The 26,308-nt window shown below is 63.9% G+C and carries 21 protein-coding genes and 1 tRNA gene; 14 read left to right on the forward strand and 8 right to left on the reverse strand.

Annotated features, from left to right (window positions below):
- A partial coding sequence (locus JMN37_RS10240) for a hypothetical protein (protein ID WP_252932063.1) occupies positions 1-598 on the forward strand: 598 nt, incomplete at its 5' end.
- Positions 599-1,035: 437 nt separating this feature from the next.
- On the opposite strand, the gene JMN37_RS11480 is transcribed toward JMN37_RS10240, so the two are convergent.
- Together JMN37_RS11480 and JMN37_RS10245 are read right to left on the reverse strand one after the other, a co-directional pair.
- On the reverse strand, positions 1,036-1,110 hold the full coding sequence (locus JMN37_RS11480; protein ID WP_100227335.1) for a 50S ribosomal protein bL37: 75 nt from the start codon (positions 1,108-1,110) through the stop codon (positions 1,036-1,038).
- A 132-nt stretch (positions 1,111-1,242) separates the two neighbouring features.
- Positions 1,243-1,506, reverse strand: a complete 264-nt coding sequence (locus tag JMN37_RS10245; RefSeq protein ID WP_070362936.1) for a WhiB family transcriptional regulator — start codon at positions 1,504-1,506, stop codon at positions 1,243-1,245.
- 465 nt (positions 1,507-1,971) lie between these two features.
- On the opposite strand from JMN37_RS10245, the gene JMN37_RS10250 reads away from it, so the two are divergent.
- Complete coding sequence (locus JMN37_RS10250; protein WP_252932065.1) at positions 1,972-2,427, forward strand: hypothetical protein; 456 nt, start codon at positions 1,972-1,974, stop codon at positions 2,425-2,427.
- A 49-nt stretch (positions 2,428-2,476) separates the two neighbouring features.
- Here JMN37_RS10250 and JMN37_RS10255 read toward each other — a convergent pair whose 3' ends face one another.
- Positions 2,477-3,688 carry an Rv3212 family protein gene (locus JMN37_RS10255; protein ID WP_071572879.1) on the reverse strand — a complete coding sequence of 404 codons (1,212 nt, stop codon included), beginning with the start codon at positions 3,686-3,688 and terminating at the stop codon, positions 2,477-2,479.
- Positions 3,685-5,010: a DEAD/DEAH box helicase gene (locus JMN37_RS10260; protein ID WP_071572880.1), complete on the reverse strand. Its 1,326-nt coding sequence runs from the start codon at positions 5,008-5,010 to the stop codon at positions 3,685-3,687. The genes JMN37_RS10255 and JMN37_RS10260 overlap by 4 nt, the downstream gene beginning before the upstream one ends.
- Positions 5,011-5,058: 48 nt before the next feature.
- Between JMN37_RS10260 and JMN37_RS10265 the strand changes: the two genes are divergently transcribed.
- The 8 genes from JMN37_RS10265 to JMN37_RS10300 are packed head-to-tail and all read left to right on the forward strand — an operon-like array spanning position 5,059 to position 17,381.
- Positions 5,059-5,313, forward strand: coding sequence for a DUF3107 domain-containing protein (locus tag JMN37_RS10265; RefSeq protein WP_252932079.1), 255 nt, complete (start codon positions 5,059-5,061; stop codon positions 5,311-5,313).
- Positions 5,314-5,333: 20 nt separating this feature from the next.
- The gene (locus JMN37_RS10270; RefSeq protein ID WP_083329465.1) at positions 5,334-6,284 is read left to right on the forward strand and encodes a DUF3152 domain-containing protein; all 951 of its coding nucleotides are present in this window, start codon (positions 5,334-5,336) and stop codon (positions 6,282-6,284) included.
- Between the two features lie 54 nt (positions 6,285-6,338).
- On the forward strand, positions 6,339-7,082 hold the full coding sequence (locus JMN37_RS10275; RefSeq protein ID WP_071572881.1) for a hypothetical protein: 744 nt from the start codon (positions 6,339-6,341) through the stop codon (positions 7,080-7,082).
- A gap of 18 nt (positions 7,083-7,100) precedes the next feature.
- The gene (locus JMN37_RS10280) at positions 7,101-10,163 is read left to right on the forward strand and encodes an ATP-dependent DNA helicase (RefSeq protein WP_252932067.1); all 3,063 of its coding nucleotides are present in this window, start codon (positions 7,101-7,103) and stop codon (positions 10,161-10,163) included.
- Positions 10,156-13,455 (forward strand): ATP-dependent helicase, encoded by a 3,300-nt coding sequence (locus tag JMN37_RS10285; RefSeq protein ID WP_252932069.1) that lies wholly within the window; start codon positions 10,156-10,158, stop codon positions 13,453-13,455. The genes JMN37_RS10280 and JMN37_RS10285 overlap by 8 nt, the downstream gene beginning before the upstream one ends.
- Before the next feature lie 10 nt (positions 13,456-13,465).
- Positions 13,466-14,563 carry a potassium channel family protein gene (locus JMN37_RS10290; RefSeq protein WP_176754828.1) on the forward strand — a complete coding sequence of 366 codons (1,098 nt, stop codon included), beginning with the start codon at positions 13,466-13,468 and terminating at the stop codon, positions 14,561-14,563.
- Between the two features lie 7 nt (positions 14,564-14,570).
- Positions 14,571-15,332 carry an NAD(+) diphosphatase gene (locus JMN37_RS10295; RefSeq protein WP_252932071.1) on the forward strand — a complete coding sequence of 254 codons (762 nt, stop codon included), beginning with the start codon at positions 14,571-14,573 and terminating at the stop codon, positions 15,330-15,332.
- Positions 15,333-17,381: an ATP-dependent DNA helicase UvrD2 gene (locus JMN37_RS10300; protein ID WP_252932073.1), complete on the forward strand. Its 2,049-nt coding sequence runs from the start codon at positions 15,333-15,335 to the stop codon at positions 17,379-17,381.
- A 14-nt stretch (positions 17,382-17,395) separates the two neighbouring features.
- On the opposite strand, the gene JMN37_RS10305 is transcribed toward JMN37_RS10300, so the two are convergent.
- Entirely contained in the window at positions 17,396-18,235 is an 840-nt protein-coding gene (locus JMN37_RS10305; RefSeq protein ID WP_252932074.1) for a hypothetical protein, read from the reverse strand.
- Between the two features lie 55 nt (positions 18,236-18,290).
- Between JMN37_RS10305 and JMN37_RS10310 the strand changes: the two genes are divergently transcribed.
- Positions 18,291-18,800, forward strand: coding sequence for a M48 metallopeptidase family protein (locus tag JMN37_RS10310; protein WP_252932077.1), 510 nt, complete (start codon positions 18,291-18,293; stop codon positions 18,798-18,800).
- On the opposite strand, the gene JMN37_RS10315 is transcribed toward JMN37_RS10310, so the two are convergent.
- On the reverse strand, positions 18,797-20,158 hold the full coding sequence (locus tag JMN37_RS10315; RefSeq protein WP_252932078.1) for a zinc-dependent metalloprotease: 1,362 nt from the start codon (positions 20,156-20,158) through the stop codon (positions 18,797-18,799). The two genes, JMN37_RS10310 and JMN37_RS10315, sit on opposite strands and share 4 nt — an antisense overlap.
- Positions 20,159-20,251: 93 nt before the next feature.
- On the opposite strand from JMN37_RS10315, the gene JMN37_RS10320 reads away from it, so the two are divergent.
- On the forward strand, positions 20,252-21,340 hold the full coding sequence (locus JMN37_RS10320) for a YlbL family protein (RefSeq protein ID WP_252932080.1): 1,089 nt from the start codon (positions 20,252-20,254) through the stop codon (positions 21,338-21,340).
- On the opposite strand, the gene JMN37_RS10325 is transcribed toward JMN37_RS10320, so the two are convergent.
- Both JMN37_RS10325 and JMN37_RS10330 read right to left on the reverse strand, forming a co-directional pair.
- Positions 21,337-22,008, reverse strand: a complete 672-nt coding sequence (locus tag JMN37_RS10325) for a hypothetical protein (RefSeq protein ID WP_143110532.1) — start codon at positions 22,006-22,008, stop codon at positions 21,337-21,339. The two genes, JMN37_RS10320 and JMN37_RS10325, sit on opposite strands and share 4 nt — an antisense overlap.
- Positions 22,009-22,027: 19 nt before the next feature.
- Positions 22,028-22,525 (reverse strand): PPA1309 family protein, encoded by a 498-nt coding sequence (locus tag JMN37_RS10330; RefSeq protein WP_071572889.1) that lies wholly within the window; start codon positions 22,523-22,525, stop codon positions 22,028-22,030.
- A gap of 115 nt (positions 22,526-22,640) precedes the next feature.
- Between JMN37_RS10330 and JMN37_RS10335 the strand changes: the two genes are divergently transcribed.
- Positions 22,641-25,595, forward strand: coding sequence for a UPF0182 family protein (locus JMN37_RS10335; RefSeq protein WP_071572890.1), 2,955 nt, complete (start codon positions 22,641-22,643; stop codon positions 25,593-25,595).
- A gap of 134 nt (positions 25,596-25,729) precedes the next feature.
- Positions 25,730-25,803 (forward strand) — tRNA-Met (locus tag JMN37_RS10340).
- Positions 25,804-26,308 lie beyond the last annotated feature (505 nt).

Below are 26,308 nucleotides of genomic sequence, written 5' to 3' on the forward strand. Positions count from 1 at the left end.
TGCCCAGCAGGAAGCGATGCAGCAAGCTGAGGCCGCGCAGGGCAGCGCGAAGGTTGCTGTTGTAGGTGACCCTGAGCTTCACCGTGGTGAGAATACGGTGAGCTTGAAGGTTCAAAATCCTGGGTTGGATGCGGCCCGGATGCGTGTTGAGGTTGTCTACCCGTCGGGGAAGGCCGAGCAGGTTGTCACGGTTGCTGGTCAAGGCGAGGCGACGGTTGCGCTGCCAATCAGTGTTGGTGTGGTTAAGACGTCGTCGTTGCCGTTGGATGTGCGTGTGGTCAATGAGGATGGCTCGCAGGCCTTTGCTGGCCGGTTTGATGTTGCCGCGGTCATGGATGCGGATGCTGATGGTGAGGCGATGGCTGGTGCATCGCGTGCGCCGAAGCCGGATGCGCAGGCTGCCCCGACGACGGCGAAGGCTGGTAAGCATGAGTCTTCGCAGTTGACCACGCAGCGTCCAGCACCGAGTGCTGGTGATGTAAGTGGTGCGCCTGCTGGTGAGACGAATATCGCGGCGATTGTTGCTCCGATTGTGGTGCTGCTGCTGTTAATTGGTGGTGGTGTTGCTGCTGCGATGTCTGGTGGTCTGCACTTCTAAACAAAGGGTAGTGGGCCGTGGGGCTTGTGATACCGGGAGTGTTCCTGGTGGCACAGGCCCCTTCTTTGTTGTTGTGCGGGGTTCGGGATAGTTCCCCGAAGATCAGTGAAACCGGGAACAATCTTCGTAGACAGTCGTCGCGACTTGGAGAAACGCCGGTGCTGGTCGACCGGAACCGGCCCCAGACACAAAATGGTTCCCGGGCGTGGGAACTATTTTCTAGTGGCGCGCGGGGCATCAGCAGGTGGCGCACCTAATTCCGGGTTTTGAGGCCCGTCGTTGCGAGAGCTTGCTGGTCGCGTCTGCATGCGGTAGGAATGTGGTGCCCAGCCACCACACAGGCAACCAAAACACCCCGCAATGCCAGCGGACCAGGGCACGAAAAACTCCCCACCGGGTGGGCTCAAGGTCCTTGCCGATGGGGAGTGTTCGCGTTCTTATGCGTTTGGACGCTTACCGCGGTTCGCGCTCTTCTTGCGACGGTCCTTACGCTTACGGCCACGCTTGCTCATGGTGCCTCCTTTAAAATGCGATGAATTAGGTGCAAACCTAGTTACGAAGTATTCAGTTTATCGTTGTTGCCGCAGTGTGGTGAAATCCCCCGAGGAAATTCTGCGAGAGGCACCGGCAAAAGCCTAAGGAGGCTATGCCGACAGGCGTGCGCGGTTGCGTGCGCGGGCCTTGTTGCGGCGCTTCAGGGCGCGACGCTCTTCCTCGGAGAGGCCGCCCCAGACGCCGGCGTCCTGGCCGGTCTCCAGTGCCCACTTCATGCAGTGGGAAGTGACTGGGCAGCGGTTGCAAACAAGCTTGGCTTCGGCGATCTGAGCGAGTGCAGGGCCGGAGTTGCCGACAGGGAAGAAGAGTTCTGGGTCTTCGTCGCGGCAAACGGCTTCGTGGCGCCAATCCATAATAAGTACTCCTTCAAGATCAAAAATGTTTCGTGACTATGTATTTTTTGCGCACCACATTCACAACCCTTTTGGGGCGTGTTGCAAACTAAGTTTGATTCCATTGCCCGGGCGAGTGCTCCGCATCGTGCGGGACTCCACTTCCAGACCTGGCGTTAACCCTGTGGTGACTTAGGGTTAAGGGCTGTGACACCAGCCCGTAATTTTTGCTACTCGAAAATGATGGCATGTATTTCGCCGTTCCGCTAGGGTTCTGGGCAAAAGTGTGATTGGAATCATATGGATTGTATTCATTGTTGCCGCTCATATGTGGTGTGAGTTTCCTGTGATAGAACGCTCTTAGCTCCCTGAGCTGCATATATAAGAAAAGAATTAGCTGACATATGTGTTCGCTAAGGTCAAATCGTCAATTGCCCAAACCGCAATTGGTGTCGGAATCTGCCCCTGATCATTAGACTCCGTTGTGTGAACAGCAAAGAAAACTCATTGGCCCACACTGGCGTTCCGGGCATGCTGCGGTTCGGAGCGGTCGTCGTGTTGCTGCAGTGCTTGGCGATGCTCGGCTACATCATCATGCTGATCTACGCCCAGATTGAAGGCATTAGCGATAGCAGCATTGAATCGAGCGCGGAAGCAAGCCATTACGTGGCGTTGGGCACGGCGGTGTTCCTTGCCATCGTCTTCGGTTTTGTCGCGTTTGTGGCTATCTCGACGCTGCGGGGACGGCCAAGGGGCTCGGGCGCGATCGTGCTCATCGAGGCGATCCTGCTCGGTGTGGCGTTTTATATGTTCCTCGGGGGCGCGCACCTACTCAGTGCGGCGACGGCGCTTTCGGCGGTGCTCGTGTTGATTACGGTGTTCCACCCGGCGTCAGCGGCCTACCAAGAGGCGATGTATGAACTGAAAAAGGCCCGCCGCTAACAGAGCTAACAGCTAACTAGCGACGGGCGCGGGGTCGGGGTGCGCGGCGTTAGGAGAGGTTCGTGTTGAGAACGACGATCTCCTCGCCGCGCTTTTCTACGATCGTGGTGCCGGCGGAGTCGATGTAAACGGGGCCGGTGTATCCGCCACGATCGACGGGGATGATCTTCTCCACCTTGTTGTCGTCCCAGTTGGCGACGGCGATGCCGGTGTCGGAGGCGTAGAGCAGGCGCTCGCCGGCGGGGAAGCCGGTGCCAAGCGCGCCCTGGAACACGCCGGTAACGCTCAGGCGGGAGGGTTCCATGAGCAGCAGGGTGTCGCCTTCGTGGTACGTCATGTGGTGGGGTAAGTCGGCGACGGGGAGGACGTCGACAATTTGGTCGATCTTCTGCGGGCCATCCAGTGGCGGGATTTCGGAGGCGGCGAGGTCGTTGCCGTCCTTGTCGTAGGTGCGGACTTTGTGGCTGTCTGGGTCGTAGATCGCGGCCGCGTCCTGGGACACCGCGACGAGGTAGGCGTTCTCGGAGATGTCGACGCTTTCGTACATCTCGGGCTCACGGGAGTCCTCGGGGGTGGTGTTCTGGAACTTGAGCTTGGGGCCGTCGTCGCAGTACTCCGTGGTCGCCAGCAGGTCGGTGCGGGTCAGCGCGGAGTTGATGGTGCAGGACTCTGGCTGCATGTCCGGCTCCTGCGGGGCCTCGTTGTAGCCGTATTCGACGGTCTTGACCATGTCGGAGCGCCACAACTCGACGCGGTGGGAGCTGACGTAGCCGACGCGGTCGTTGGACTGCACTCGCGTAATTACCTCGGGTGCGATGGCGGAGCGTGTGCCCGCGTACTCGCCGGTGAGCGCGTTAATCGTGACGACGTCCCCACAGCCAGCATTGTCGCGGTACGCTGCGACGATCTTGTCCCACGCATGGCCGAGCAGGCATAGCTCGTTCGGGCGTTTGTAGGTCCAGGCGGTGTCGCCGGCCGGCGTGGTTGCGGTGATGGTGCCGTCGTTGTAGGTGATGATCATGCCTGCAGCGATCACGGGTTGGACGCCGGGGGAGGTGTCCGGAAGGCGGAAGGCTTCCTCGACCTTCGAGGGGACGACGGCGAGGCGTCCCGCGTTCTCATATTCCTCCGCCGCCGGCTCCAGGTGAGAGCTGCGGATCGGTGCGGTGAAAAACGCGATGGCAAGGAGGATGATCGCGATCGCGGTGATGACTGCGGTCGCGATCAAGTCGTTGCGGGTGCGACGTAGGGGCTGACTCAACGCCGTTTCCTTCCTGAGCGGTTCGTTCCACGTCTCGTGGAGGGTGTTCTCTCGCCCGAGCGTTGCGGGCGTGCTCCGAGCACTTTACGCGGTTTGCCCACCGTGGATAAAGCCGAGTCCGGAATGTCCAGGGCCTCGAAGAGCTCTTCGGAGGTGGAAAACCACGTTGGGGGCTGGGGCTTGTCGAGGGAAAGTTCCTCGTTGATTGCTTCCCATTTCGCTGTTTCGTCGAGGTCGGCCATGGTCACGGCGGTGCCGGAGTGGCCTGCGCGCCCGGTGCGGCCGATGCGGTGGACGTAGGTCATTGGGTCGTCGGGGACTTGGTAGTTGATCACGTGGGTGACGTCGTCGACGTCGATGCCGCGTGCTGCAACATCCGTGGCGACGAGGATTTCGACGTCCCCTTCGCGGAAAGCGTTCAGGGAGGCCTCGCGCGCACCCTGCCCAAGGTCGCCGTGGACGGCGCCGACGGAGAAGCCGCGCTGGCCGAGGTCGTCGGCGACGCGCGCGGCGGAGCGCTTCGTGCGGGTGAAGATGATGGTTTTGCCGCGGCCGTTGGCCTGCAGGACGCGCGCGAGCACCTCGGGTTTGTCCATGTGGTGGGCGTAGAACACGACCTGTTTGGTGCTTTCGTGGGTGGAGGCGGCTTCCTCGCCTTGCTCGGCGCGGATGTGGATCGGCGTGTTCATCTTGGAGCGCGCCAGCTGCAGGATCTGGCCGGGCATGGTCGCGGAGAACAGCATCGTTTGCAGTTGGTCAGGCAGGGCGGACCACAGCGTTTCGATGTCGGGCAAAAAGCCCATGTCGAGCATCTCGTCGGCTTCGTCGAGGACGAGGATCGCCACGTGGTCGAGCTGCAGTTCGCCCTGGTGGTAGAGGTCGATGAGGCGGCCGGGCGTGCCCACGACGACGTCGACGCCCTTGTGTAGTGCGTCGATCTGCTCCTGGTAGGGCCGCCCGCCGTAGATGGTGGCGACGCGCACCGGGGTGTACTTCGCTGCCCGCTCCAGGTCGTCGCCGACCTGCACGGCGAGCTCGCGGGTGGGGACGACCACGAGGGCGCGGGGTGTGCCGTCGAGTTCGGCGATGGTGGCGTCGTCAAATACTCGGTCGAGCAACGGGATGCCGAAGCCGTAGGTTTTGCCCATTCCCGTGCGGGCTTGGCCGATGATGTCGCGGCCGTCGAGCGCGAGGGGGATCGCAAGTTCCTGGATGGAAAATGTGCGATGGATATCGAGCTCCTCGAGGGCATCGATGAGTTCGGCGGCGACCCCTAGCTCATGAAAATCGGGTGACTGTTCTCTAGCAGCTGATTTGGACACGCCCTCATCTTAGCTGTAGGCCGTTACAATGGATTGACATCCGTGAAGATGAACAACGATAAGGACGGAAACGAACATATGGATATCAAGATCGGTCTTGCAGACACCGCACGTGAGCTCTCCATCGCGATTGCTGAGGGGCATGAGGATGTGCTCAATACGGTGAAGCAGGCGATTGAGGATCAGACCCCGACGGTGACGTTGGAGGATGACAAGGGTAAGAAGTACTTGGTGTGCACCGAGAAGATTGCGTACGTTGAGCTTGGCTCTGCGCAGGCTCGTTCCGTTGGGTTCATGCGTTAAAACCCGCTACATTTACGACCATGAAGAACAATCACGACACCGACGTTTTCGAGGATTGGGACTTTGAGGACGACGGTGAGTTCACCGCGGTAGACCCGGAAGCGGAGGGTCGGCTTGTGCGCTTCGCCCGCGAGTACGGGTGGCGCGCCTACGCGATTCCGGTGTTGGCTGTGCTGACGGTGTTCGTGATTGTGAACATGCTGCAAAACCCCGATGGGGAGGTGTTTGCGGGAAGCGCTGGTGACAGCGCGGTCGAGCAGCCTGACGGTGACGAGGCCTCGCGCACGGTGAGTGTGCTGCCGGAAGGCCAGCAGGACGTACTGCAGTTGCCGCCGGGAGGTCCGTTCACGGAGACTGGGGAAGGCACCTTCTACGAGGTTGGCCACCCTGGGATGCAGGCTGGCAAGGGGGATGAGCTCACGGTTCGCTTCGTTGTTGAGGTGGAGCATGGGCTCGACACGGCACTGTACGGGGGCAATGAGGCTGTCGCCGCGCTTGTCGACGCCACCTTGAGCGACCCCCGTGGCTGGACCAACGACCCGCGCTTCCGGTTTGAACACGTCACGGCGGCCGATGAGCCATCGCTGAAGATTCGGCTCGCGTCCGCGGCGACAACGCGAGAGCTGTGCGGCGTGCACCTTGAAATGGAGACCAGCTGCCGCACTCGCGTGACCGGCGAGGACACGGTCATTTTGAACGAGGCCCGCTGGGTCCGGGGTGCTGCGCCGTATGAGGGGGATCTGGGCCGCTACCGCCAGTACCTGATCAATCACGAGGTTGGCCATGCGCTCGGCTTCGCGCACCACGAGCCGTGCCCGGAAAATGGCGTGCTGGCGCCGGTGATGATGCAGCAGACGCTGAGCTTGAACAATGCGCAGCTGTACTCCTTTGATAAGGAAGAGGTGTACCCGGATAACCAGGACACCTGCAGGTCGAACCCGTGGCCGTACCCGCGCCCGGCAGTGTTGTAAGTGCTGTAGTTGTTGTAGTTATAAACAGGCGACGAGAGGAAGGCGAGCTGCGCTGTGACTATTCCCGAGCATGTGTTGTCGGCGTTTCAGGTTGATGGGGAGGCGGCGTCGACACCTGATGCTGCCTGGGGTGAGGCGAAGAAATTTGGGCGCATTGTGATTTCGCAGGCTGCGCCGACGGCGGCGTGGTCGGGCAAGGTGCGTGAGCGCATCGCTGACCACCTTGAGGGGGTGCACGTTGCGCGTCCGGTGCGTGCGACGGACGGGCGCTTCGTGGTGGCTGGCTTCGTGGCCAACGAGTTCTCGCCGGGTGCGCCGGCGGCCCGCGTGGATGAGGCCGTGGCGGCGGCGCTTGCGCTGGAGCGCGCGCTGCAGCAGGCCGAGGTGGCGCAGGAGCTGCCCGAACGCGATAGCTCTGACGTGATCGCAGAGGCGGATCGCGGCGCGTGGAAGGGGCACGAGGATGCCAGTGCTGAGGGGCTGTGTGTGGCGCACGTGGATGTGCTCTCCCACACGCTGTTTTCGGGCTACGCCGCGCCCGTGCTGACGGATCTTGTACCTTCGGCGCGGCTTCGCCCGAGGGGGTATTCGGCTGCCGTCGTAATTGTCGACGCCCTGCTCGCCGGGGCTGTCGATCCGCGAATCGTCGAGCGCTGGTCCCACATTCCGGACCTTGTGTTCCTGGCGGGGCGCGCGTTGGATTTCCGGATGCGGATGGCGCAGCACGACGGAACGTTCCAGAATGCGAACGCGCGTTCGAAGTTTTCGGAGGTTTCCGAGCTCCTTATGTCCCGCTAACATGCCACAATGGTGGGCATGAATGACCAGCAGTCCACCACACCCCGCGCGTTTTTAGTCCCGCGCGAACACCAAGCGCACGATAGAGCGTGGTCGCAGCCACTTCCCACCGAGGGGTTATGGAAGGTAACCGGCCAGGCGGGTTCGGGGGTGACCAGCTTTCTCATCGATACGTTTGTGGCGTCGGCGAAGCGGCAGTCGGACGCGGAGGGCGTCTTGTTCTTGACGGATTCGAAGGAGTCCGCCGCGCGGATCAGGGCGGAGATTTCGGAGCGGCTCGCTGATACTGACTTTGTTGCCGACGGCCCGATGGTGCGCTCTGTGCACTCCCTGGCGTTTGCCGTGCTGCGGGAGCAGCAGGAACAGCTGCGCCTGATTTCTGGCGCGGAGCAGGACGCGGTCATCCGCCAATTGCTGCAGGGGCATGTTGAGGATGGCCGGGGGAGCTGGCCTGCGGAGCTGCGCCCGGCATTGCCGATGGTGGGCTTTGCGCGCCAGCTGCGTGACTTTTTGCTGCGCGCGATCGAGCGCGGGCTGGACGCTGAGCAGCTCAAGGTGCTCGGAGCCCGCTACGGGCAGGGGATTTGGAGCGCGGCCGGCGACTTTTTGGAGGAATACCAGCAGGTCATGGCGCTGACCGGGACGGTGCGTTACTCGGCATCCGAGCTGATTGCCAGGGCGCTCGACGTGCCGTTGGGACGGACGTGGCACACCGTGATTGTGGACGACGCCCAGCATCTCTCGCCCGCGGCGGCAAAGTTCGTGCAGCGCCTGCTGCAGGGGGCCACACTCGGGGTTGTGGGTGGTGACTTGGATCAGTCCGTCTACCAGTTCCGCGGGGCAAGCCCGGAGTTCTTTGCCACGCTGGGGGGCCTTGAGCACACGGTGATTGACTTGGGGCAGACGCGGCGTGCGCCGGAGGTCTCGGTGGCGCTAGCGCAGACGCCGACGGCGCAGCTCGCGGCGGTGGCGGACGCACTTCGTCGCGCGCACCTCGAGGAGGAGGTCGCGTTTCGGGATATGGCGGTCATTGTGCGTTCGTCAGGGATGATTGAGCCATTCCGCCGCGCGCTGTTGCACGCGGGCGTGCCGGTAGCCCTGAATCCGACGGATGTGGTGCTCAGCGAGCAACGCATTGTTGCCTCGCTGCTGCTTGGGTTGCAGTCGCTGTACACACCGCTGACGGTTGAGCAGTGGCGTGACCTGCTGCTTGGGCCCATCGGTGGTACGGACCCGGTGACGCTGCGCCGCCTGTTGCGCGGCCTGCGGCGTTGGAAACCAGAGGCGCGTGCGGAGGAAACGCTGCGTGACCTTGTTGTTTCCAAGGCAGAGCTGCCGGATTTCGGCGAGGTACTCACTGACCGTGAGCTGCAGATGCTGCACCGCATCCGCCAGGTGTTGGATGCCGCCAGGGAGGTCTACGACGCTGACGGCAGCGTCGAGGAGGTGTTGTGGGCGCTGTGGAACGCCACGGGTTTGGCAGATCACCTCACTGCGGTTGCGCTTCGGGGCGGCACGACGGGCTCGCAGGCTGACCGGGATCTGGATGCGGTCATGGCGTTATTCGACGCCGCCGGTGACTTCACCGAGCGTAAAACGCAGGGTGGGCTCGAGCTGTTCGTGAACAGCATGTTGGAGCAGGAACTGCCCACCGGTGTGCGCGATCGCCGAGCGGCCACGCCGGACGCAGTGGCGCTGTTGACCGCGCACGGCGCGGTGGGCAGGCAGTTTAGCCGTGTTGTCGTTGCTGGTGTGCAGGACCTCGAGTGGCCGAGCCTTGGCGAGACCGGCTCGATTTTCGGCCAGCAGGATCTGGTGGACCTGGTTGACCACGACGTGGATCCCGCCACCCCGGTGTCGCACTTGCGTGAGCGCCTCGAGGAGGAGCGTCGCCTGTTCCACGTGGCGTTGACCCGCGCGACGGAGCGCGTCCTGGTCACGGCAGTCGACCAGACTGACGGCGAGGAGGTCATCGAGCCGTCCCGGTTCATTGAGGAGCTCTGCGAGGAAACCGGCATATCCCCGCAGCTGGTGACGCTGTCCGCGGAGGACGCCGTGGCTGGGGATGACGGTGCGGAGGCTACGGTTGTGCGCGTACTGTCCCGCGATGATTTCCTGGGGGAGTTACGCCGCACACTCGCGGACGAGGAACACAGTACGGAGGCAGACCGGCGCCAGGCCGCGCGCCAGATTGCGCGGCTGGTGGAGGCCGGGGTGCCGCTTGCGGACCCGGAGCAGTGGTGGACTACCACGGAGCCTTCGACGAATGAGCCCGTTGAAGGGCAACGTTCGCTGTCGCCGTCGAGGATTGAGGCGCTGTTGAAGTGCCCGATGAGCTCGGTGCTCGAGCGCACTCTCGGTTTTGATAGCTCGATGCCGATGGTGATCGGATCGATCGTGCACGCCTACTTCGAGGCGCTCGGCCGAGGCGTGCCGGAAGAGCAGGCGCGGATGCACACGCTGGCCACGTACCGCGCGATTGTTGACGCCCCCGCGTGGCAGGCCGAGGCCCAAGTCCGCGACTTCGAGGCGATGCTGGAGCGAACCAACAAGTGGTGGGAAAATCGCGCGAAGAAGTTCGAGGTTGTGGGCATGGAGGTGCCGATCTCCGTCCAGGTCGCAGAAGACGTCCATATCCGCGGGCGAGCCGACCGGCTGGATAAGGAAGAAAGCGGCAGCGTGCACATCGTTGACCTGAAGACTGGCTCGACGATGCTCTCCGTAGATAGCGCGAAGGAGTGCGAGCAGCTTATGGCGTACCAGCTTGCGCTGAGCCACGGGCAGCTCATCGGTGAGGGCGACGATCTTCGCGTTGTGAGGTCCACCGATGGGCAAGAAGGCCTGGACGTTGGTGGGGCGGCGCTCGTGTACTCGAAGCACGGAACGAACGCCGCAACCACGCGCGAGCAACCGCGCAAAGAAGAGGAAGAACTCGAGTACTTCACCGAACTCATTGCACCGCTGCCCGGCAAGACAACAGGGCCGCAACTCGAAGCGCAGGCGGGCAAGCACTGCGATTACTGCGCTGTGCGCGCGCTGTGCCCGGTCCAGATCGAAGGGACGATGATTTACAATGGCTGATTTCACACCCCAGGAACTCTTCCAGGCGCTCGGGGACGCATTTCCCCCTAGTAGCCAGCAGGCCGACGTGATTGGTGCCGAGCCGGGGCCGATGCTGGTCGTGGCCGGTGCTGGTGCGGGCAAGACGAAGACGATGGCGGACCGCGTGGTGTGGCTCGTCGCCAACGGGTATGTGCGGCCGGAGGAAGTCCTCGGCTTGACGTTTACCCGCAAGGCGGCCCGCGAGCTGGGGCAGCGGATCCGGAACCGGCTGCAGGCGTTGGCTCGTCACCGGGAGCTCGTACGGGAGCTTGATCCTTCGGGCGCGCTGGCGGAAAGCTTGGAGGTTATCGCGCCGACTGTTGCTACGTATGACTCGTACGCGGGCGAGCTCGTTCGCGACTACGGGCTGCTCGTCCCGGTGGAGCCGGACGCGCGCCTGATTACGCAGGCTGAGCTGCACGCGATCGCCGTCGAAGTCGTGAGCAATTACAACAAACCACTCATCGCGGAAGGTGCCCCTGCCCCCGCGATGAGCACAGTGGTGGAGGACCTACTGAAGCTCACCACGGCGATGGGCAACGCCCTGGCAGACCCAAACGATATTTACGAGGCCGCGGAGATCTTCCTGAAAGAGACGGAATCGCTACCGAAGTCGCCGCGGAGTAAAACCGAGTTCTGCAAGACCATGACGGGGTGGCGCAACAAGCAGCGCCAGCGCCAGTTGATGTTGCCGCTGGTTGAAGAGCTTAACGCGGCGCTGCGTGAGCGTGGTGTGGTCACGTTCAACGAGCAAATGAACATTGCGGCCACGCTCGCGGAGCAGCACGCGTCCGTCGGTGCTGCGCAGCGGCAGAAGTACCGCGTGGTCATGCTCGACGAGTACCAGGACACCTCGCATTCGCAGCGAGTGTTGCTGCGCAGCCTGTTCGGCGAGGGGCAGGACCCCACGTTGACGGTGACTGCGGTGGGCGACCCGATGCAGGCAATCTACGGCTGGCGCGGGGCGACGTCGGAAAACCTCGCGGCATTCGTGGAGGATTTCCCTGCCGCGGGCGGTGTACCGGCGCAGAAGAAGCAGCTCACCATCTCCTGGCGTAACCCGAGCAAGGTGCTTGAGATGGCGAACCAGGTCTCCACCGCGATCCTTGGCAGCGGGGAAGATCGAGCCGTCGCGCCTCTGGAGCCACGCAAGGACGCTGCGGCAGGCGACGTGGAGATGCAGTTCTTCCAGCGGGAGGAGGAAGAATTTGAGTTCGTTGCCGACGCGCTGCAGCAGCAGTTTGAGCAGGGCGGTAAGCTCTCGGCCGCGGTGCTGACCAGGAAGAACAGGCATGCGCAGCCGATCGCCCAGGCGCTTGAGGCCCGTGGTGTGCCGTATGAGATCGTGGGGCTCGGCGGCCTGCTGGATACCCCGGAGGTGCAGGACACGTTGGCTGTGGCCACGATGTTGGTCCGCCCTGAGGATTCTGAGGCGGCACTGCGCGTGCTGGGTGGGCCGTCGGTCGGGCTCGGGCTGGCGGATATGGAGGCGCTCGCCGCGCGTGCCAAGAACCTGCAAGCCCGCGCGGACGGCCCAGCCGCGGAGGAGGAAGCAGCCAGGCCAGTGCCCGCGGACCCGGAGGAGCGCCTCATCGAGGAGCTGACGCAGCTTGCACTCGAGGCGGAGGCGCTGAAGATGCAGTCGGCGAAGCCCGCGGGCCTGGCGGACGCGGTGGCGGACCTGGGCGAGCCAGAGCGCTACAGCGAGGAAGGCTACAAGCGCCTGCAGCTGCTGGCGTCGCGGCTGCGACAGCTGCGGCGCAATTCGCTGGGCAAGCGGCTCAGTGACTTGTTCGCGGACATCATCGAGGTCTTCGGTATTCGCGTTGAGGTGCTGGCGCGGCGCTCGTCGGCAGGCACGGTGCACTTGGACCAGCTGCTGCACTACGTCGAGGAGTACCCGGGCACGAGCGTGGAAGCGCTGCTGGACTACTTCGAGTTGGCGAAGCAGCAGGAGGACGGGCTTGCGCCGGGCAACGTCACCGTGCGCGGGGACCGCGTGCAGATCTTGACGGTGCACAAGGCGAAGGGCCTGGAGTGGGATACCGTCGCTGTGTTGCACGCGGATAAGGACACCTACAGCTCAAAGATTGAGACCTTCCTCGCCCAGATCCCATTCCTGCAGCCTGAGACGTTCGGTGACCCGGACATCTACGAGGAGTTCGCAGAGGTAGAGCACCGCACGCAGTTTAAGAACGCTGCCAATGCGTGGCGCAAGCACATCGGCGAGGATCTCGCTGAGGAGCAGGCGCGCCTGTTCTACGTGGCTATCACACGTACGGAAAACAGGCTGTTGCTTACCGGGTCGAACATCTCTCTGGGCGGCAAAAAGAATACGAACGGGCCGTACGAGCACTTCGCGGCGTTCGAGGGCCTCGAGCTGCCGGAGCAGGTCGAGGACGAGGATGCGGAGAAAACGGTACAGCAGCCGGAGGTGGCCGTCGGCACGTGGCCTGTGCAGTCCTACGAAGCGGCGCACGCTGCCAGTAGTCAGGCCACTCGCCCGAGTGAGCTGGTCAGGGGCGCGCTCGAGACTGAAATCGCGCCCGCGGCCGGCGAACTCTACGAGCTGTGGGAGCGCGACGCCACCGCGCTCATTGAGGAGCACAAGGCGGCGCAGTCGCCGGACGTGCCCGTCATGCTGCCTGGTGAGCTGACCGCCTCGGATGTGGTGGCCATGCAGGCGGACGTGGAACAGTTCGCGCGCCGGGCACGTCGCCCGGTGCCGTTCAAGCCGAACCAGTACGCGAAGCGCGGCACCGCATTCCACGAGTGGATCGAGGATTTCTACGGTGCGCACCCGCTGCTCACTGAGGACGAGCTGCCGGGCATGGGCGAGTTTGAGGTAGATCCCTCGACGCTCAAGCGACTGAAAGCCAACTTCGAGAGCAGCCACTGGGCGTCGAAGACGCCGACGCACGTGGAGTGCCCGTTTGAGCTGGCGCTCGGCAAGGCGGTGGTGCGCGGCCGCATGGACGCGGTCTTTGCGGACGGCGACGGCTGGGTCGTGGTGGACTGGAAGACCGGCAACCGCCCGGTGGGTGCGGCGATGGAGGCAGCGAAGCTGCAGCTTGCCGTGTACACGGAGGCGTGGAAGCGAATCGCTAACGACGGCCGCCCAGTGAAGGCCGTGTTCTTCTATGTCCGCGACGGAAAGGACTTCACCGCGACGGAGCTTCCGGATGCGCAGCAGCTGACGAAGTTGTTGGAAGATGCAGCAAACGGCGCAACTTCCGGTACAGTTTCACGCCGTAGTAGCGAGGAAGGATAGCGGAGTGAAACTGCCGTTTGCGTTGTCATGGAGTGACCGGTTCCGTGCGGATGCGGATCCGTCGGAAATACCGGTGCACACCCTGCTGGATGTCGTTCGGATTCCGTCGGCGGAACGCACCACTCCATGGGCGTTGATGGCAAGGCGCTTCGGCTACGCGGCCATGTTGGTGTTGGCCGTGGCGACGGTGGTCTACTTCGACAAAGAGGGGTACACCGAGCCACTGACCTTTATCGACGCCCTGTACTATTCGGCGGTTTCGCTCTCAACGACCGGCTACGGCGACATCACGCCGGTGACGCAAAGCGCGCGCCTGATGAATATCTTGGTCATCACGCCGTGCCGTGTGGCATTCCTGATGCTCTTGGTCGGTACGACGTTGTCGGTGTTGACGGAGGATTCCCGCAAGACGCTACAGATTCAGCAATGGAGGAGAACAGTGCGCAATCACACCATCGTTATCGGCTACGGCACGAAGGGCAGGTCCGCGGTGGATGCGCTGCTCGCGGGCGGTACCGCGCCGGGCAACATCGTTGTTGTTGATGATGACGCCGTGGTGCTGTCGAACGCCGAGAAGCGCGGCCTTGTCACCGTCCACGGCAACGGCACTCGCTCGAGCGTACTGAAGGTCGCGGGTGTGGCGCGTGCGCGCTCAGTTGTGGTGGCGCCGTCCTCGGACGATACCGCGGTGTTGGTCACGCTGTCTGTTCGTGAGTTGGCGCCGAGCGCCATGATCGTTGCCAGCGTCCGTGAGAGTGAGAATCAGCACTTGCTGATGCAGTCGGGCGCGGACTCGGTGGTGGTCTCCTCTGAAACGGCGGGCCGCCTGCTGGGCATTGCGACGGTCACGCCACCTGTGGTGGAGATGATGGAGGACCTGCTCAGCCCGGACGAGGGCTTCGCGGTTGCGGAGCGTCCGATCGCGGACGACGAGGTCGGGGCGAACCCGCGTCACCTCGCCGACATTGTGCTGGGTGTGGTGCGCTCCGGCGAGCTCTACCGCATTGACGCCCCGGAGGCCGAGACGGTTGAGCCCGGCGACCGGCTGCTGTTCGTGCAGATGACGCAGCCGACCCCGCTGACTGAGCGCACGCGCCCGACGGAGTAGGCGGCCTATGAAGCGGTTCATTGCCTTCGATGCCGCCGGCAGGTTTGTGCTTGGAGCCGATGGCACGCCCACGCTTTTCGACGCCCACTCCGCCCAACCCCACGCCGAGAACACGGTGCACGTCGACGACGATGTGTGGGCGGTACTGGTGAGCGAGGCGCAGCTTGAGGCAATGGGTGAGCGCTTCGGCACTTGCCGCAGCCATGCAAGCGACTATCTTGTTGCGCGCGGGTTCGGTCTGCTGCGCAACCAGCGCCAGCTGCGCTTCGACCCTCGCGACGGCAGCGAAGTCACCTGGGGTGAGGCAGGCATCGTTGCGCGTGGTGCGAGCGGGAAACCGTTGTTTCCTCGCATTGACCCGTCGGTGATCGGGGTGGTGCAGTCGACGGATGGGGAGCGGATTTTGCTGGGGGAAAATGCGCGCCGCCCGGGCTACTTCACGCTGATCGCGGGATACATCGATGTCGGCGAGACCATCGAGGACGCCTTCGCGCGTGAGGTGTGGGAGGAAACGGGGCGTCGTGTCGGGGTGGTGCGCTATGTTGGGTCGCAGCCGTGGGCGCTGTCGGGTGCGCTGATGTTGGGGATGGTGGCGTCGACAAGTGATGTTGATGCTGTGGGCCCCTTGGACGGGGAACTGACGCAGCTGCGCTGGCTACGCCGCGACGAGCTGGACACTGTCACGCTGGCGGTGCCGGGGACGATTGCGCGGCGGATGATTGACCAATGGGCTCGTGGAGAGTTCAACGAGAAACGGAGAGGAACGTAAGTGGCTGTAGATCTGAGCTTGCTGGATGAGGATCAGCGGATTGCAGCGACCGCTCCTCGTGGCCCGGTGTGCATCCTGGCCGGCGCCGGGACGGGTAAGACTCGCACGATTACGTACCGCATCGCGCACATGATTGACCAGGGCACGGTGAGCCCGAACCGTGTGCTGGCGGTGACGTTTACGCAGCGTGCGGCAGGGGAGATGCGCGACCGTCTGCGCACGATGGGCATTGGCGGCGTGCAGGCGCGCACGTTCCACTCGGCGGCGATGCGGCAGCTGCGCTACTTCTGGCCGCAGATTGCGGGGGATCTGCCGTGGCGGCTGCTGGACAACAAGTTCCCGCTGGTGGGGCGGGCGGCTCGCGCAGCCGGGCTGGAGTCGGATAAGGAGATGGTCCGCGACCTGCTGGGGGAGATCGAGTGGGCGAAGGCGAGCGTGATCGGCGCGCAGGACTACGTGGACCGCATCGCGGATACCAACCGAACTCCGCCGACGGATCCGAAGAAGGTCGCGGAGGTCTACCGGCTGTACGAGGAAGCGAAGACGAGCCCGGAAGGCATGCTCATCGACTTCGACGACTTGCTCCTGCACGTCGCGGGTGCCCTGGAGAACGCGCCCGCGGTGGCGGAGGAGTTCCGCTCCCAGTACCAGTCCTTCGTGGTTGACGAGTACCAGGACGTGACCCCGCTGCAGCAACGGGTGCTGGAGGGCTGGCTGGGGCAGCGCGATGACCTGACGGTGGTGGGGGACGCGAACCAGACGATTTACTCCTTTACCGGCGCGACCCCGGACTACCTGCTGAACTTCTCGCGCACCTACGAGCACGGCACTGTGGTGAAGCTGCAGCGCGACTACCGCTCGACGCCCGAAATCACCGAGTTGGCCAACGCGGTCATCTCGCGCGCGACGGGTAGGGCTGCGGGCACCAGGCTTGAGCTGATCGGTATGCGGGAGTCCGGACCGCAGCCGACGTTCCACGCCTACGACGACGAGCCGACGGAGGCCCGCGAGGTCGCCGCGGCGGTACAGCGCCTGATTGATTCCGGGGTACCTGCCAAGGAGATCGCGGTGCTGTACCGGATTAATGCGCAGTCGGCGGCGTTTGAAGCCGCGCTCGCGGACGCGGGTATCGTCTACCAGGTGCGCGGTGGGGAGGGCTTCTTCCAGCGCGGCGAGATCCGCGAGGCGCTGCAGGCGCTCGTCGCAGCAACCAGGCGCCACGACTTGCCGGATGACCCGGTGGTGGTGGCGAAGGCGGCGTTCGCGCCGCTCGGGTTGACGCCGACGGAGCCGGAGGGTGCCCAGGCACGGGAGCGTTGGCAGGGGCTGCGCGCGCTTGTGGACCTCATCGAGGAGATCGTGCATACGAAGGAGGCCTCGAGCCTGGAGGATGTGCTGCGTTCGCTGCGTCAGCGCGCGGAGGCGAAGCAGCCCCCGGCGATTGACGGGGTCACGCTTGCCAGCTTGCACGCGGCGAAGGGCTTGGAGTGGGACGCGGTTTTCCTCGTTGGCCTGGTGGAAAACACGCTGCCGATCTCGCACGCGATCAAGGCGGGCGACGAGAACATCGAGGAGGAGCGCAGGCTCTTCTACGTCGGCGTGACGCGCGCCCGGGAACACCTGCAGCTGTCGTGGGCGCTGGCCAGACAGGAGGGCGGCAGGAAGTCGCGGTCGCGCTCGCGCTTTTTGGACGGGCTGGTGCCCGAGCTTGAGGCTGAGGAAACCCCGCAGCGACTGAAGCAGACCCGCCGCTGCCGAGTGTGCGGCAACGTGCTCTTCGCCCCGGCGGACAAGGCGCTCGGCCGACACCAGGATTGCGACGCCGACATCGACGAGGACGTCTACCAGGCGCTGAAGCGCTGGCGGCTCAAGACGTCGCGCGCGGCGAAGCAGCCCGCCTACATGGTGTTTTCCGACGCCACCCTGCTCGCCATCGCGGAGACCATGCCGGTAGACGAACAGGGCCTGCTCGCCGTGTCGGGGGTGGGTCCGGTGAAGGTGGAGCGCTACGGCGCCGAGGTTCTGGAAACGTTGGCGGAGTTCCGCTAGCCGCGACAAACCACCTAGAAGCACAGCGGGCAGTCGGGGTGTGGCTGCAGGTGAAGCGTCTTGAGTGGGGTGCGGTTGAAGGGGTCCACAAGCAGGGTGTCGCCGGTGCGGGGGTCCGGGGCGGATACGCCCGGCGGGTCCGGCAGCTGGCAGATCCGCCTGGTCATGGTTGCTGCGGCGGCCACGCCTGCCTGGATTACGACCGGGTCCGGGTTGCGCACGCCGGCGGGTGCCGCGGCGGCGATCGCTGCCCACTGTGGGTCGCGCTCAAGCAGGTAGTGTTCGCGGCAGATCAGGCATGGGCCTTCCACACCGACGGCGTAGGGGCCGATGAGGACGCGGGTGTCGATCTGCAGGACCGGAAGCACGGGGCCGGTGCGGTGCCGGGTGTACGCGGCAAGCGCCCGGGTGCGGTGCGCCTGGTCGACGATGATGAGCGGGAGGGGCGAGGGGGCGTCGAAAAGAAAGCGGGACAGTGGCTGGGTGGGCTCGGGGGAGCGCACGTGGATGCCGCTGGCACGCAGTGTTTCTACCAGCGTGTTCGCAAGCGTTGAGGTGCCGATCAGCAGTACCTCCGGGCGGGAGACTTCGACGAGGACGCGGTAGGCAATGAGGTCCTGGATGAGGCTGCGCGCGGCATCCGCGTCCATGGAAACCGCAAGCCGCCGAACCACCTCGGGCAGTGGCCGCGGGGCCGACAGTGAGTCGAGCACCGCGGCGACCGCACGGGCGTCGCCGACTTCGATGATGCCGCTGCGCGTGGCGTCGAGCCCGAATTGCAGCGCGTGCGGGCCCCTGCTGAGTACTTGTACCCCCATGGCCAGCTGAATGACAGACTCTGACTGGTTACACATGCTTCCCCCTGATACCCATGTAGCTGTGTCGGTTGTACAGCATACAATCTTCGGCATGCAGGAGTCGGAGTTTGAGTATCGGGTGATTCGCTCGCCGCGGCGCACGCGCACAGTGCAGGCCTGGCTTATCGACGGCGTCGTGGAAGTACGCATCCCAGCCCGGTTCAGCGAGCGCGAGGAGCGCGAGGCGGTGGCCGAGATGCTGCGGAAGATCCGCAGGAAGACTCGCCATCAGCACGTCAGCGACGCCGACCTTCAGGCGCGCGCGGAGGTGCTCAACGAGCAGGTGCTTGAGGGGCGGGCGAAGGTGGGCTTGATACGGTGGGTGTCGAACCAGACGAAGCGGTGGGGAAGCTGCACCCCGTCAACGGGCACGATTCGGATCAGTGACAGGCTGCAGCACGTGCCGGGCTACGTGCTCGACGCGGTGATCGTGCACGAGCTGACGCACACCTTCATCCCGGGGCACGGCCCAACATTCTGGGAGTGGGCAGACAAAGCGCCCCTCGCGGAACGCGCGAAGGGCTACCTTGAGGCCTACCAGCGGTTCGGCGGGGAAGGCTAGTCCTCGTCGTTCTTGCGCAGCTCCTCTTCCAGGCGGGCGAACTCTTCGTCGAAGTTGTCGTCGGAGGAATCGTCCAGCAGGGTGTCGATGAACGCCGCCGGGTTGGACAGGTGCTCAGGGGCCGGCAGGAAGTCCGGGTGGTCCCAAATCTGGTCGCGGCGGACCTGACCCACGGCGGTTTCGACGCGGCGCCACAGCTCGGCGGCTTCGCGGACCTTCGGGGCGCCCAGCTCGATGCCGACGACGTTCGCGAACGCGCGCTCGGCGGAGCCACCAGTTGCGCGGCGGCGGTTCCACGCCTCGGCGAGCTGCGGCGTCGACGGGATACGGTCTGCCAGGGAAGCGTCGGTGACGACGTCGACCCAGCCCTCGACGAGCGCGAGCAGCGTCTCCAGGCGGGCGGTTGCGGACGCGTTGCGGGAGGTCACGCGCGGGGAGAGGTCCGCGCCCTCCAACTGCTGCAGCGCCTCCTGGATGGCCTGCGGGTCGCCGCTTTCCAGGTTCAGGCCGCGGGCCATCTCCTCGAGCTGCGAGGTATCGATCTCCAGGCCTGCCGCGTACTCCTCAACGGAGGAGACGAGGCGCTCGACGAGCCACGGCACGTGCTTGAACAGGCGCTGGCGGGCGGCCTCGCGAGCCACGATGTAGACCAGGACCTCCTGGCCGGGGATCTCGAGGCCCTTGGCGGCGGCGGTGACGTTCTTCGGCAAGATGGCCGTGAACCCTGCTGGTGCGACGGGCAGGCCGAAGTCGGAGCCGGTCAGGGCTTGCTCGGCAAGGTCGCCGAGGGCGTGGCCGAGCTTGACGCCGAAGTTCATGGCGTTCATCTGCTCCATCATGCCGACCATCGGGCCCATCATCTCGCGGGCCTCGGCAGGCATGGTGTCTCGCTGTGCGCGGTTCATCTGCTCCGCAACGGGGTTGACCAGGCGCTTCCACATCGGCATGGTCTCAACCAGCCAGTCGTCCGCATTCCACGTGCGCGGCTGGGCGTTCGCGGAAGGAAGCGTAGTGGCGTCGTCAAGCCAAAGGTCGGCGAGGCGTACAGACTCCTCAACCGCGGTGCGATCCCCCGCGGAGACCGCAGCCTTGTCGCCGACGTGCTGGCGTGCCATGCGCAGCGCCATTTCGAAGTTCACGGACTCGCCCTCTGTGCGGGCGTTCATCGTCGAGCCCATGCCGGAGAGCATCTGCCCGAACTGGTTCAAAATATCGCCCAAGCCACCTTGGCCACCGCCAACGTTGCCCCCGAACCCGAACGCGGCGAACGGGTTGTTCTGCTGGTTGCGACGCTCGTCGTCACCGTTGTCACCGTCGTTGTCGTTGTTGGGGAAGGTAAATCCGAATCCATTACTCATAGGCACCACCCTACAGTCGTGTGCGCAGGTTGTGTCGGCTGCAAGCTGGAAAATCGCAACGCTGTGGGCGAACATCTAAGATTTGTGGGCGTGATGAACGCCGAGCAAGAACAAGCACAGGCACAGCCGCGCAGCCGCCGCCTCGCCACGATTGTGTGGGGTGCCATTCCGCTAGCGGTGCTGGCCGCGGCGCTGAGCCTCGACCATATTCCTGGCACCGATATCTCCCTGGCCGTGCCGTACGCGGCGCAGGGGCCGGGGCCGACGTTTAACACGCTCGGCGATGTTGAGGGCGTGCCCGTCGTTGAGATCGAGGGCGCGGACTCCGACGAAACGGAGGGCAACCTCAACATGACCACGGTGTCCGTGCGTACCAATATGACGCTGGTGCAGGCGCTGACCCGCTGGATCACCACGGATGACACGATTGTGCCGCTGGAGCGGATCATGCCTCCGAATACGAACCGGGAGGAGATGAAGCAGCGCAACCAGGAGGCATTCGTTGCTTCGGAGTCGGCGGCGACGATCGCCGCGATGAACTACCTCGGCCGCCCGACGACAGTGGTGGTTCACGAGGTGATGGAGGGCAGCGCCGCAGGCGGTGCGCTGCAGGCAGCAGACATCATCACGAAGGTCGGGGGGAAGGACGTCTCACAGCCGCGGGAGGTGCAGCAGATCGTGCGCGAGCACGCCCCCGGCGACCGGCTCAGCGTCGACGTGCTGCGTGACGGCACGCCGCACACGGAGGAGATCACCCTCGGCGCGAATCCGGAGGATAAGAAGGTGCCCATGTTGGGGATCTTGATGACGTCCGCTCCGGCCGACGGCGTGCAGGTGACCTACAACCTTAACGATGTGGGCGGGCCGAGTGCCGGGATGATGTTCTCGCTGGCGGTGATCGATAAGCTGTCGCCGGGCCTGCTCAACGGCGGGAAGTTCGTGGCCGGCACCGGCACGATTGATGAGTCGGGGGAGGTCGGCCCGATCGGTGGCATCTCCCATAAGATCGCAGGTGCCCGCGACGCAGGCGCGGAGCTTTTCCTCGCGCCCGAGGGCAACTGCGCGGAAGTCATGCGCACGGACAGCGGGGAGATGCAGGTCGCGGCAGTCAAAACGCTTGATGACGCCGTGAAGGCCATGGACGCGTTCGCCCACGGCCAGCCGGTGCGCAGCTGCAGCTAGGACTCAGACTCGGTGGAGGTGGTTGCCTCCGCAGGGGTGGTGGCGCCCTCCGGGCGCTTCGCCAGCCCGAGCTTGTAGATGTGTTCGCGCGGGCCTTCGCGGTCCATGGTGAGCAGCTGCTTCATAATCTGGCCCTTGTCATTATCAATGACGGTCACCACGGCGGAGGACCCAACCGTGGACCAGCCGACCACGAAACGGCCGGTGTCCTCCACGACCTCGCTCGAGCGCAGCTCGGTGAGCACCTGCGTACTCGTGGTGGCGACGGATTCAGACTCCATGAACTGGAACTGGCCCATCTCGGAGCTGCTGCAGTCGAATGCGTCTGGCAGGCCGGTCGGGGTGCAGCTGTCCAGCTTCTCGAAGAACTCGGGCGGAGCGAGCGTCGAGAACTGCTTGGCGACCTCGGCAACGCCGTTATCGTCCTTCTTTGCGCTGCTCGTGGTGCTTGTCGACGTCCCCTCCGTCGTAGCCTCCGCGGACTCAGACTCAGACTCCGACGGCGAAGGCGACTCCGTGGTCTCAGCGGAGGTGGTCGGCGCCTCCGTCGTGGTCGGATCTTCCGACGGCTCGTCCTTGCCACCGCACGCGGTGGCTACCACCAGCGCCATCGCCAGCACCGCTGGCGTACCGACGCGCCGACGCCAAACGTTCGAAAATGTAGCCACCTTGTGCTCCTTTAACCTCTTAGGACAGCTCATCAGGGTCTTGTTCCAAACCGTAGCGTAACGCAGCAATCACATTCGGCGCCACGTTAGGCCCGCCGCGAAGCTCAATATCATCCTGGGCGAACAGGCCGCGCTCCTCAAGCTCCTCCTCGGTTAGGCGCATCTGCAGCAGCGTCTGTTCAATGCCCTCCTCGCGCAGCACACCGGAGAAGAGGCGCGCCGGGCGCGGCGAAGGGTCGTCGCTGCTGGTGTCTCGGAACATGATCTCCTGCGCCAGCACGGCACCCTCCACCGCGTGCGGCCAGGCGATACGCGCCACGTACTCCGCCAGCTCCTCGGAGCCGGGGCGGATGTTTTCCGGCAGGTTGTCCTGCACGACGAGGGTCAGGGGCGAAGAGGCGTCGTCAACCTCGAGTTGCTCGAGCTCGTCCACAAGCAGGGAGGAGGGCACGAGTGCGAAGAGCGTTGGCCCTTGGTCCCAGCCTTCCGCGTGCACGAACTCGACGGCTTCGGACATGGCCTTATTTAATGCTTGTTGGTTGAGCACGGGAACCCTTCTGTCAGTTCAGGCGTTACACTTTTTAAGGTAGAACCTTAATACGCGTACTAAGACTATTTCGAAGGAGCAGGATTTGGCCACCCGCCTTAGCCAGCCACAGCCCCACGCGAAAAAGCAGAACTCCGGACTCGCCGTCACGATTGGTGTGCTCGGTGTGTTGCTGTTTTTCATCCCGATCCTGATCGGTCTCTACACCGATTTTCTTTGGTTCGGGGAGCTTGACTTCCGTGGGGTCTTTAACCGCGTCATCGTGGCGCGAGTGGCATTGTTTGTAATTTTCGCCGCCGTCGGCGCGCTGATCACCTATCTCGCCGCGTGGTGTGCGTGGCGGGGCCGCACGAAGGAAGCCTTGAGCTTCGAAGCCGTTGTCGGCGACACGCGGACCAAGGTGAACCTGCAGCAGGGCGTTCGCACGCTCTTGGTGTGGGTTCCAGTGGTGGTCGCGATCTTCTCTGGCCTGGCAGGGCAGCGCCTGTGGCGCACGTTCATGCTGTGGTTCAACGGGGAATCCTTCGGTGTGAATGATCCGCAGTTTGGGAAGGACCTCGGGTTCTACGCCTTTGCGCTGCCGGGTATCACCGCGGTTATCGACGGCCTCTCACTCCTCCTGCTCGTCGCCTTCATCGTCGGCGCGGTGGGCCACTACCTGCTCGGCGGCATCCGCATTGGCAACAAGGTCAGTGGGGTACCGGGCCACATTTCGACGGCCGCTCGCGTGCAGCTTGCTGTGACTGCCGGCCTGTGGATGGTGCTCAAGGCAGTCAGCTACTGGCTGGAGCGCTACACCCTCCTGTACTCGCAGAACGACATCTTCACCGGTGCGTCCTACACCACGGTCAACGCCTCGTTGCCGGCCAAGGTGATCCTGACAGTCATCGCAGTGCTTGTCGCGGCGGCGTTTTTCGCGTCCGTTGTATATAAGGACTTCCGAGTTCCTGTGATGGCTGCGGTGCTGATGCTCGTGTCCTCGCTTGTGGTCGGGGGCGTTTGGCCGGCGCTGCTGGAGCAGTTCTCGGTCAAGCCGAACCGCCAGTCGAAGGAATCCGAGTACATCGCCCGCAACATTGAGGCCACCCGCTTCGCGTTCGGCCTGACGGACGAGCAAGTGAAGTACCAGGACAACTGGGGCGCGGAAAAGGTCTCCAACGACAAGGTCGCGGACGACGCCGCGACGATCAGCAACATTCGCCTGCTGGACCCGGAGATCATTTCCCCGACCTTTACCCAGAACCAGCAGCTGCGTAACTTCTACGGCTTCCCTGACCAGCTGGCGATGGACCGTTACGAGGTTGAGGGCAAGATGCGCGACTTCGTCGTCGCCGCCCGTGAGATGGACCCGAACGCGCTGCGCGAAAACCAGCGTGACTGGATCAACCGCCACACCGTGTACACCCACGGCAACGGCTTCATTGCAGCGCAGGCGAACCGCGTTGACGAGGCCGCGCAGGACGCAGGCTCCACCCGTGGTGGCCTGCCGATCTTCACCGTTTCCGATTTGCAGACTAACGCGATCGCTGCTGAGAAGGACCAGGCGGACGAGCTGGGCATCCAGGTCGACGAGCCCCGCGTCTACTACGGCCCGGTGATCGCTTCCGCGAACGACGGGCTAGACTACGCCATCGTCGGTGATAACGGCCAGGGCCCCGTCGAGTACGACACGGACAGCTCCACCTACACCTACCAGGGAGAAGGTGGCGTCAACATCGGCAACTGGGTCAACCGCATCGCGTACTCCGCGAAGTACCAGGAGCTGAAGTTCCTGCTGTCTGACCGCGTTGGCTCAGAGTCGAAGATTCTCTACGACCGCGACCCACGCGAGCGCGTTGAGAAGGTCGCGCCGTGGCTGACCACGGACTCCAAGACCTACCCAGCCGTGATCGACGGCAAGATCAAGTGGATCGTGGACGGCTACACCACGCTGTCCCAGCTGCCGTACGCAACGCGCGAATCCCTGACCGATACGACGCAGGACGCACTGAACCCGGACGGCACTACGCAGCGTCTGCTGAACAACAACGTCGGCTACATTCGCAACTCCGTCAAGGCCACCGTTGATGCCTACGACGGCACGGTGGACCTCTACGCGTTCGACGAGAACGACCCGGTGCTCAAGGCGTGGATGGGTGCGTTCCCGGACACCGTGCGCCCGGCAAGCGACATCTCCGATTCGCTGCGCGACCACCTGCGTTATCCGGAGGACCTGTTCAAGGTGCAGCGCGAACTGCTGGCCCGCTACCACGTGAACGACCCAGGCGTGTTCTTCAACAACGACGCCTTCTGGTCCGTGCCGAACGACCCGACCGCGCCGGAAGGCCGCAAGGAGCTCAACCAGCCTCCGTACTACGTGGTTGCCGGCGACCCGGAGACCAACCAGCCTTCCTTCCAGCTGATTACGCCGTTCCGTGGCCTGAACCGTGAGTTCCTGTCCGCGCACATGTCCGTTTCCTCCGACCCGGAGAACTACGGCCAGATCACCGTTCGCGTGCTGCCAACCAACACGCAGACCCAGGGCCCGAAGCAGGCGCAGGACGCACTGATGTCCTCCGACCAGGTGGCGCGTGACCGCACCCTGTGGCAGGGCACCAACGACCTGAAGAACGGTAACCTGCTCACCCTGCCGGTCGGCGGGGGAGAGATCCTCTACGTGGAGCCGATTTACTCGCAGCGCAAGGACCAGGCGTCCGCCTTCCCGAAGTTGCTGCGCGTGCTCGTGTTCTACCGCGGCCAGGTTGGCTACGCTCCGACGATCTCCCAGGCGCTCAAGCAGGTTGGCATTCACTCTGAGGCCGCCCAGGACATCGACATCGTTGACGACAAAGGCAACACGAAGCCTGCCGAGGAAGCACCAGCCGATGGTGAGAAGACCGACACCCCAGCACCAGCAGCTGCCGGTAACAAGGATGAGGCCCTGAACAACATCAACGACGCACTGCGCAACCTGGAAGGCGCGCGCAACGGCTCTTTCGAGGAGTACGGCAAGGCGCTCGACGCGCTCGACCGTGCGGTGAAGGAATACCAGAGCATGTAGCCCTTCCCGTGTGACAGCCTGAATCCCCTGCCAATCCGTGAGGTGCGCAGGGGATTTGGTGTTTTTAAGGGTCGTGCGTATAGTTATCACTCGTTGCCCGTTAAGGCAGCAGGTGAAAATTCAACATCACCCGACGCGGGGTGGAGCAGCTCGGTAGCTCGCTGGGCTCATAACCCAGAGGTCGTAGGTTCGAATCCTGCCCCCGCTACTAAGATGAGACCCCTACCAGTGCAGATGCTGGTAGGGGTCTTCTTCATTTTGTGATCGGATCGCCATTTGGTGCACTAGCTGGTGCACTGGGGGGCAAAATCCTGCACCAAACGGAACTGCGACGCTCCAACGACGCGGCGCAGGTTTTCGGTGCATTGCTTACTGATTGCGAGGACGGCGGCAACGAAGGAACGCCACGGGAGCCGGCAGTTCGGGGGTCTGCCTATTTATCTCGTAATGGGGCGGCACAGAGGGCTCCTGACGGATTGACTTAAGTGACAAAATGTGTGCTTTTCTCGGCGTGTCGACTTAAGTGACAAAATGTGTGCTTTTTCAGGGGTTGGGATGGGTGGGTTGTGGGGTGTTGTGCTGGGGTTATGAGCGTCCTGCCCAGCCGTGTCGGATGGCCCAGGAGGGGTTGAAGTCGGTGTCGATGCCGGTGTCGTAGACTTTCGGCCGGCCGTCGGGTGAGTTGGCTTGGTCGCGTTCACGCATGTGTGCCT

The organism is Corynebacterium lipophilum, assembly GCF_024102595.1.
GTDB lineage: Bacteria > Actinomycetota > Actinomycetes > Mycobacteriales > Mycobacteriaceae > Corynebacterium > Corynebacterium pseudogenitalium.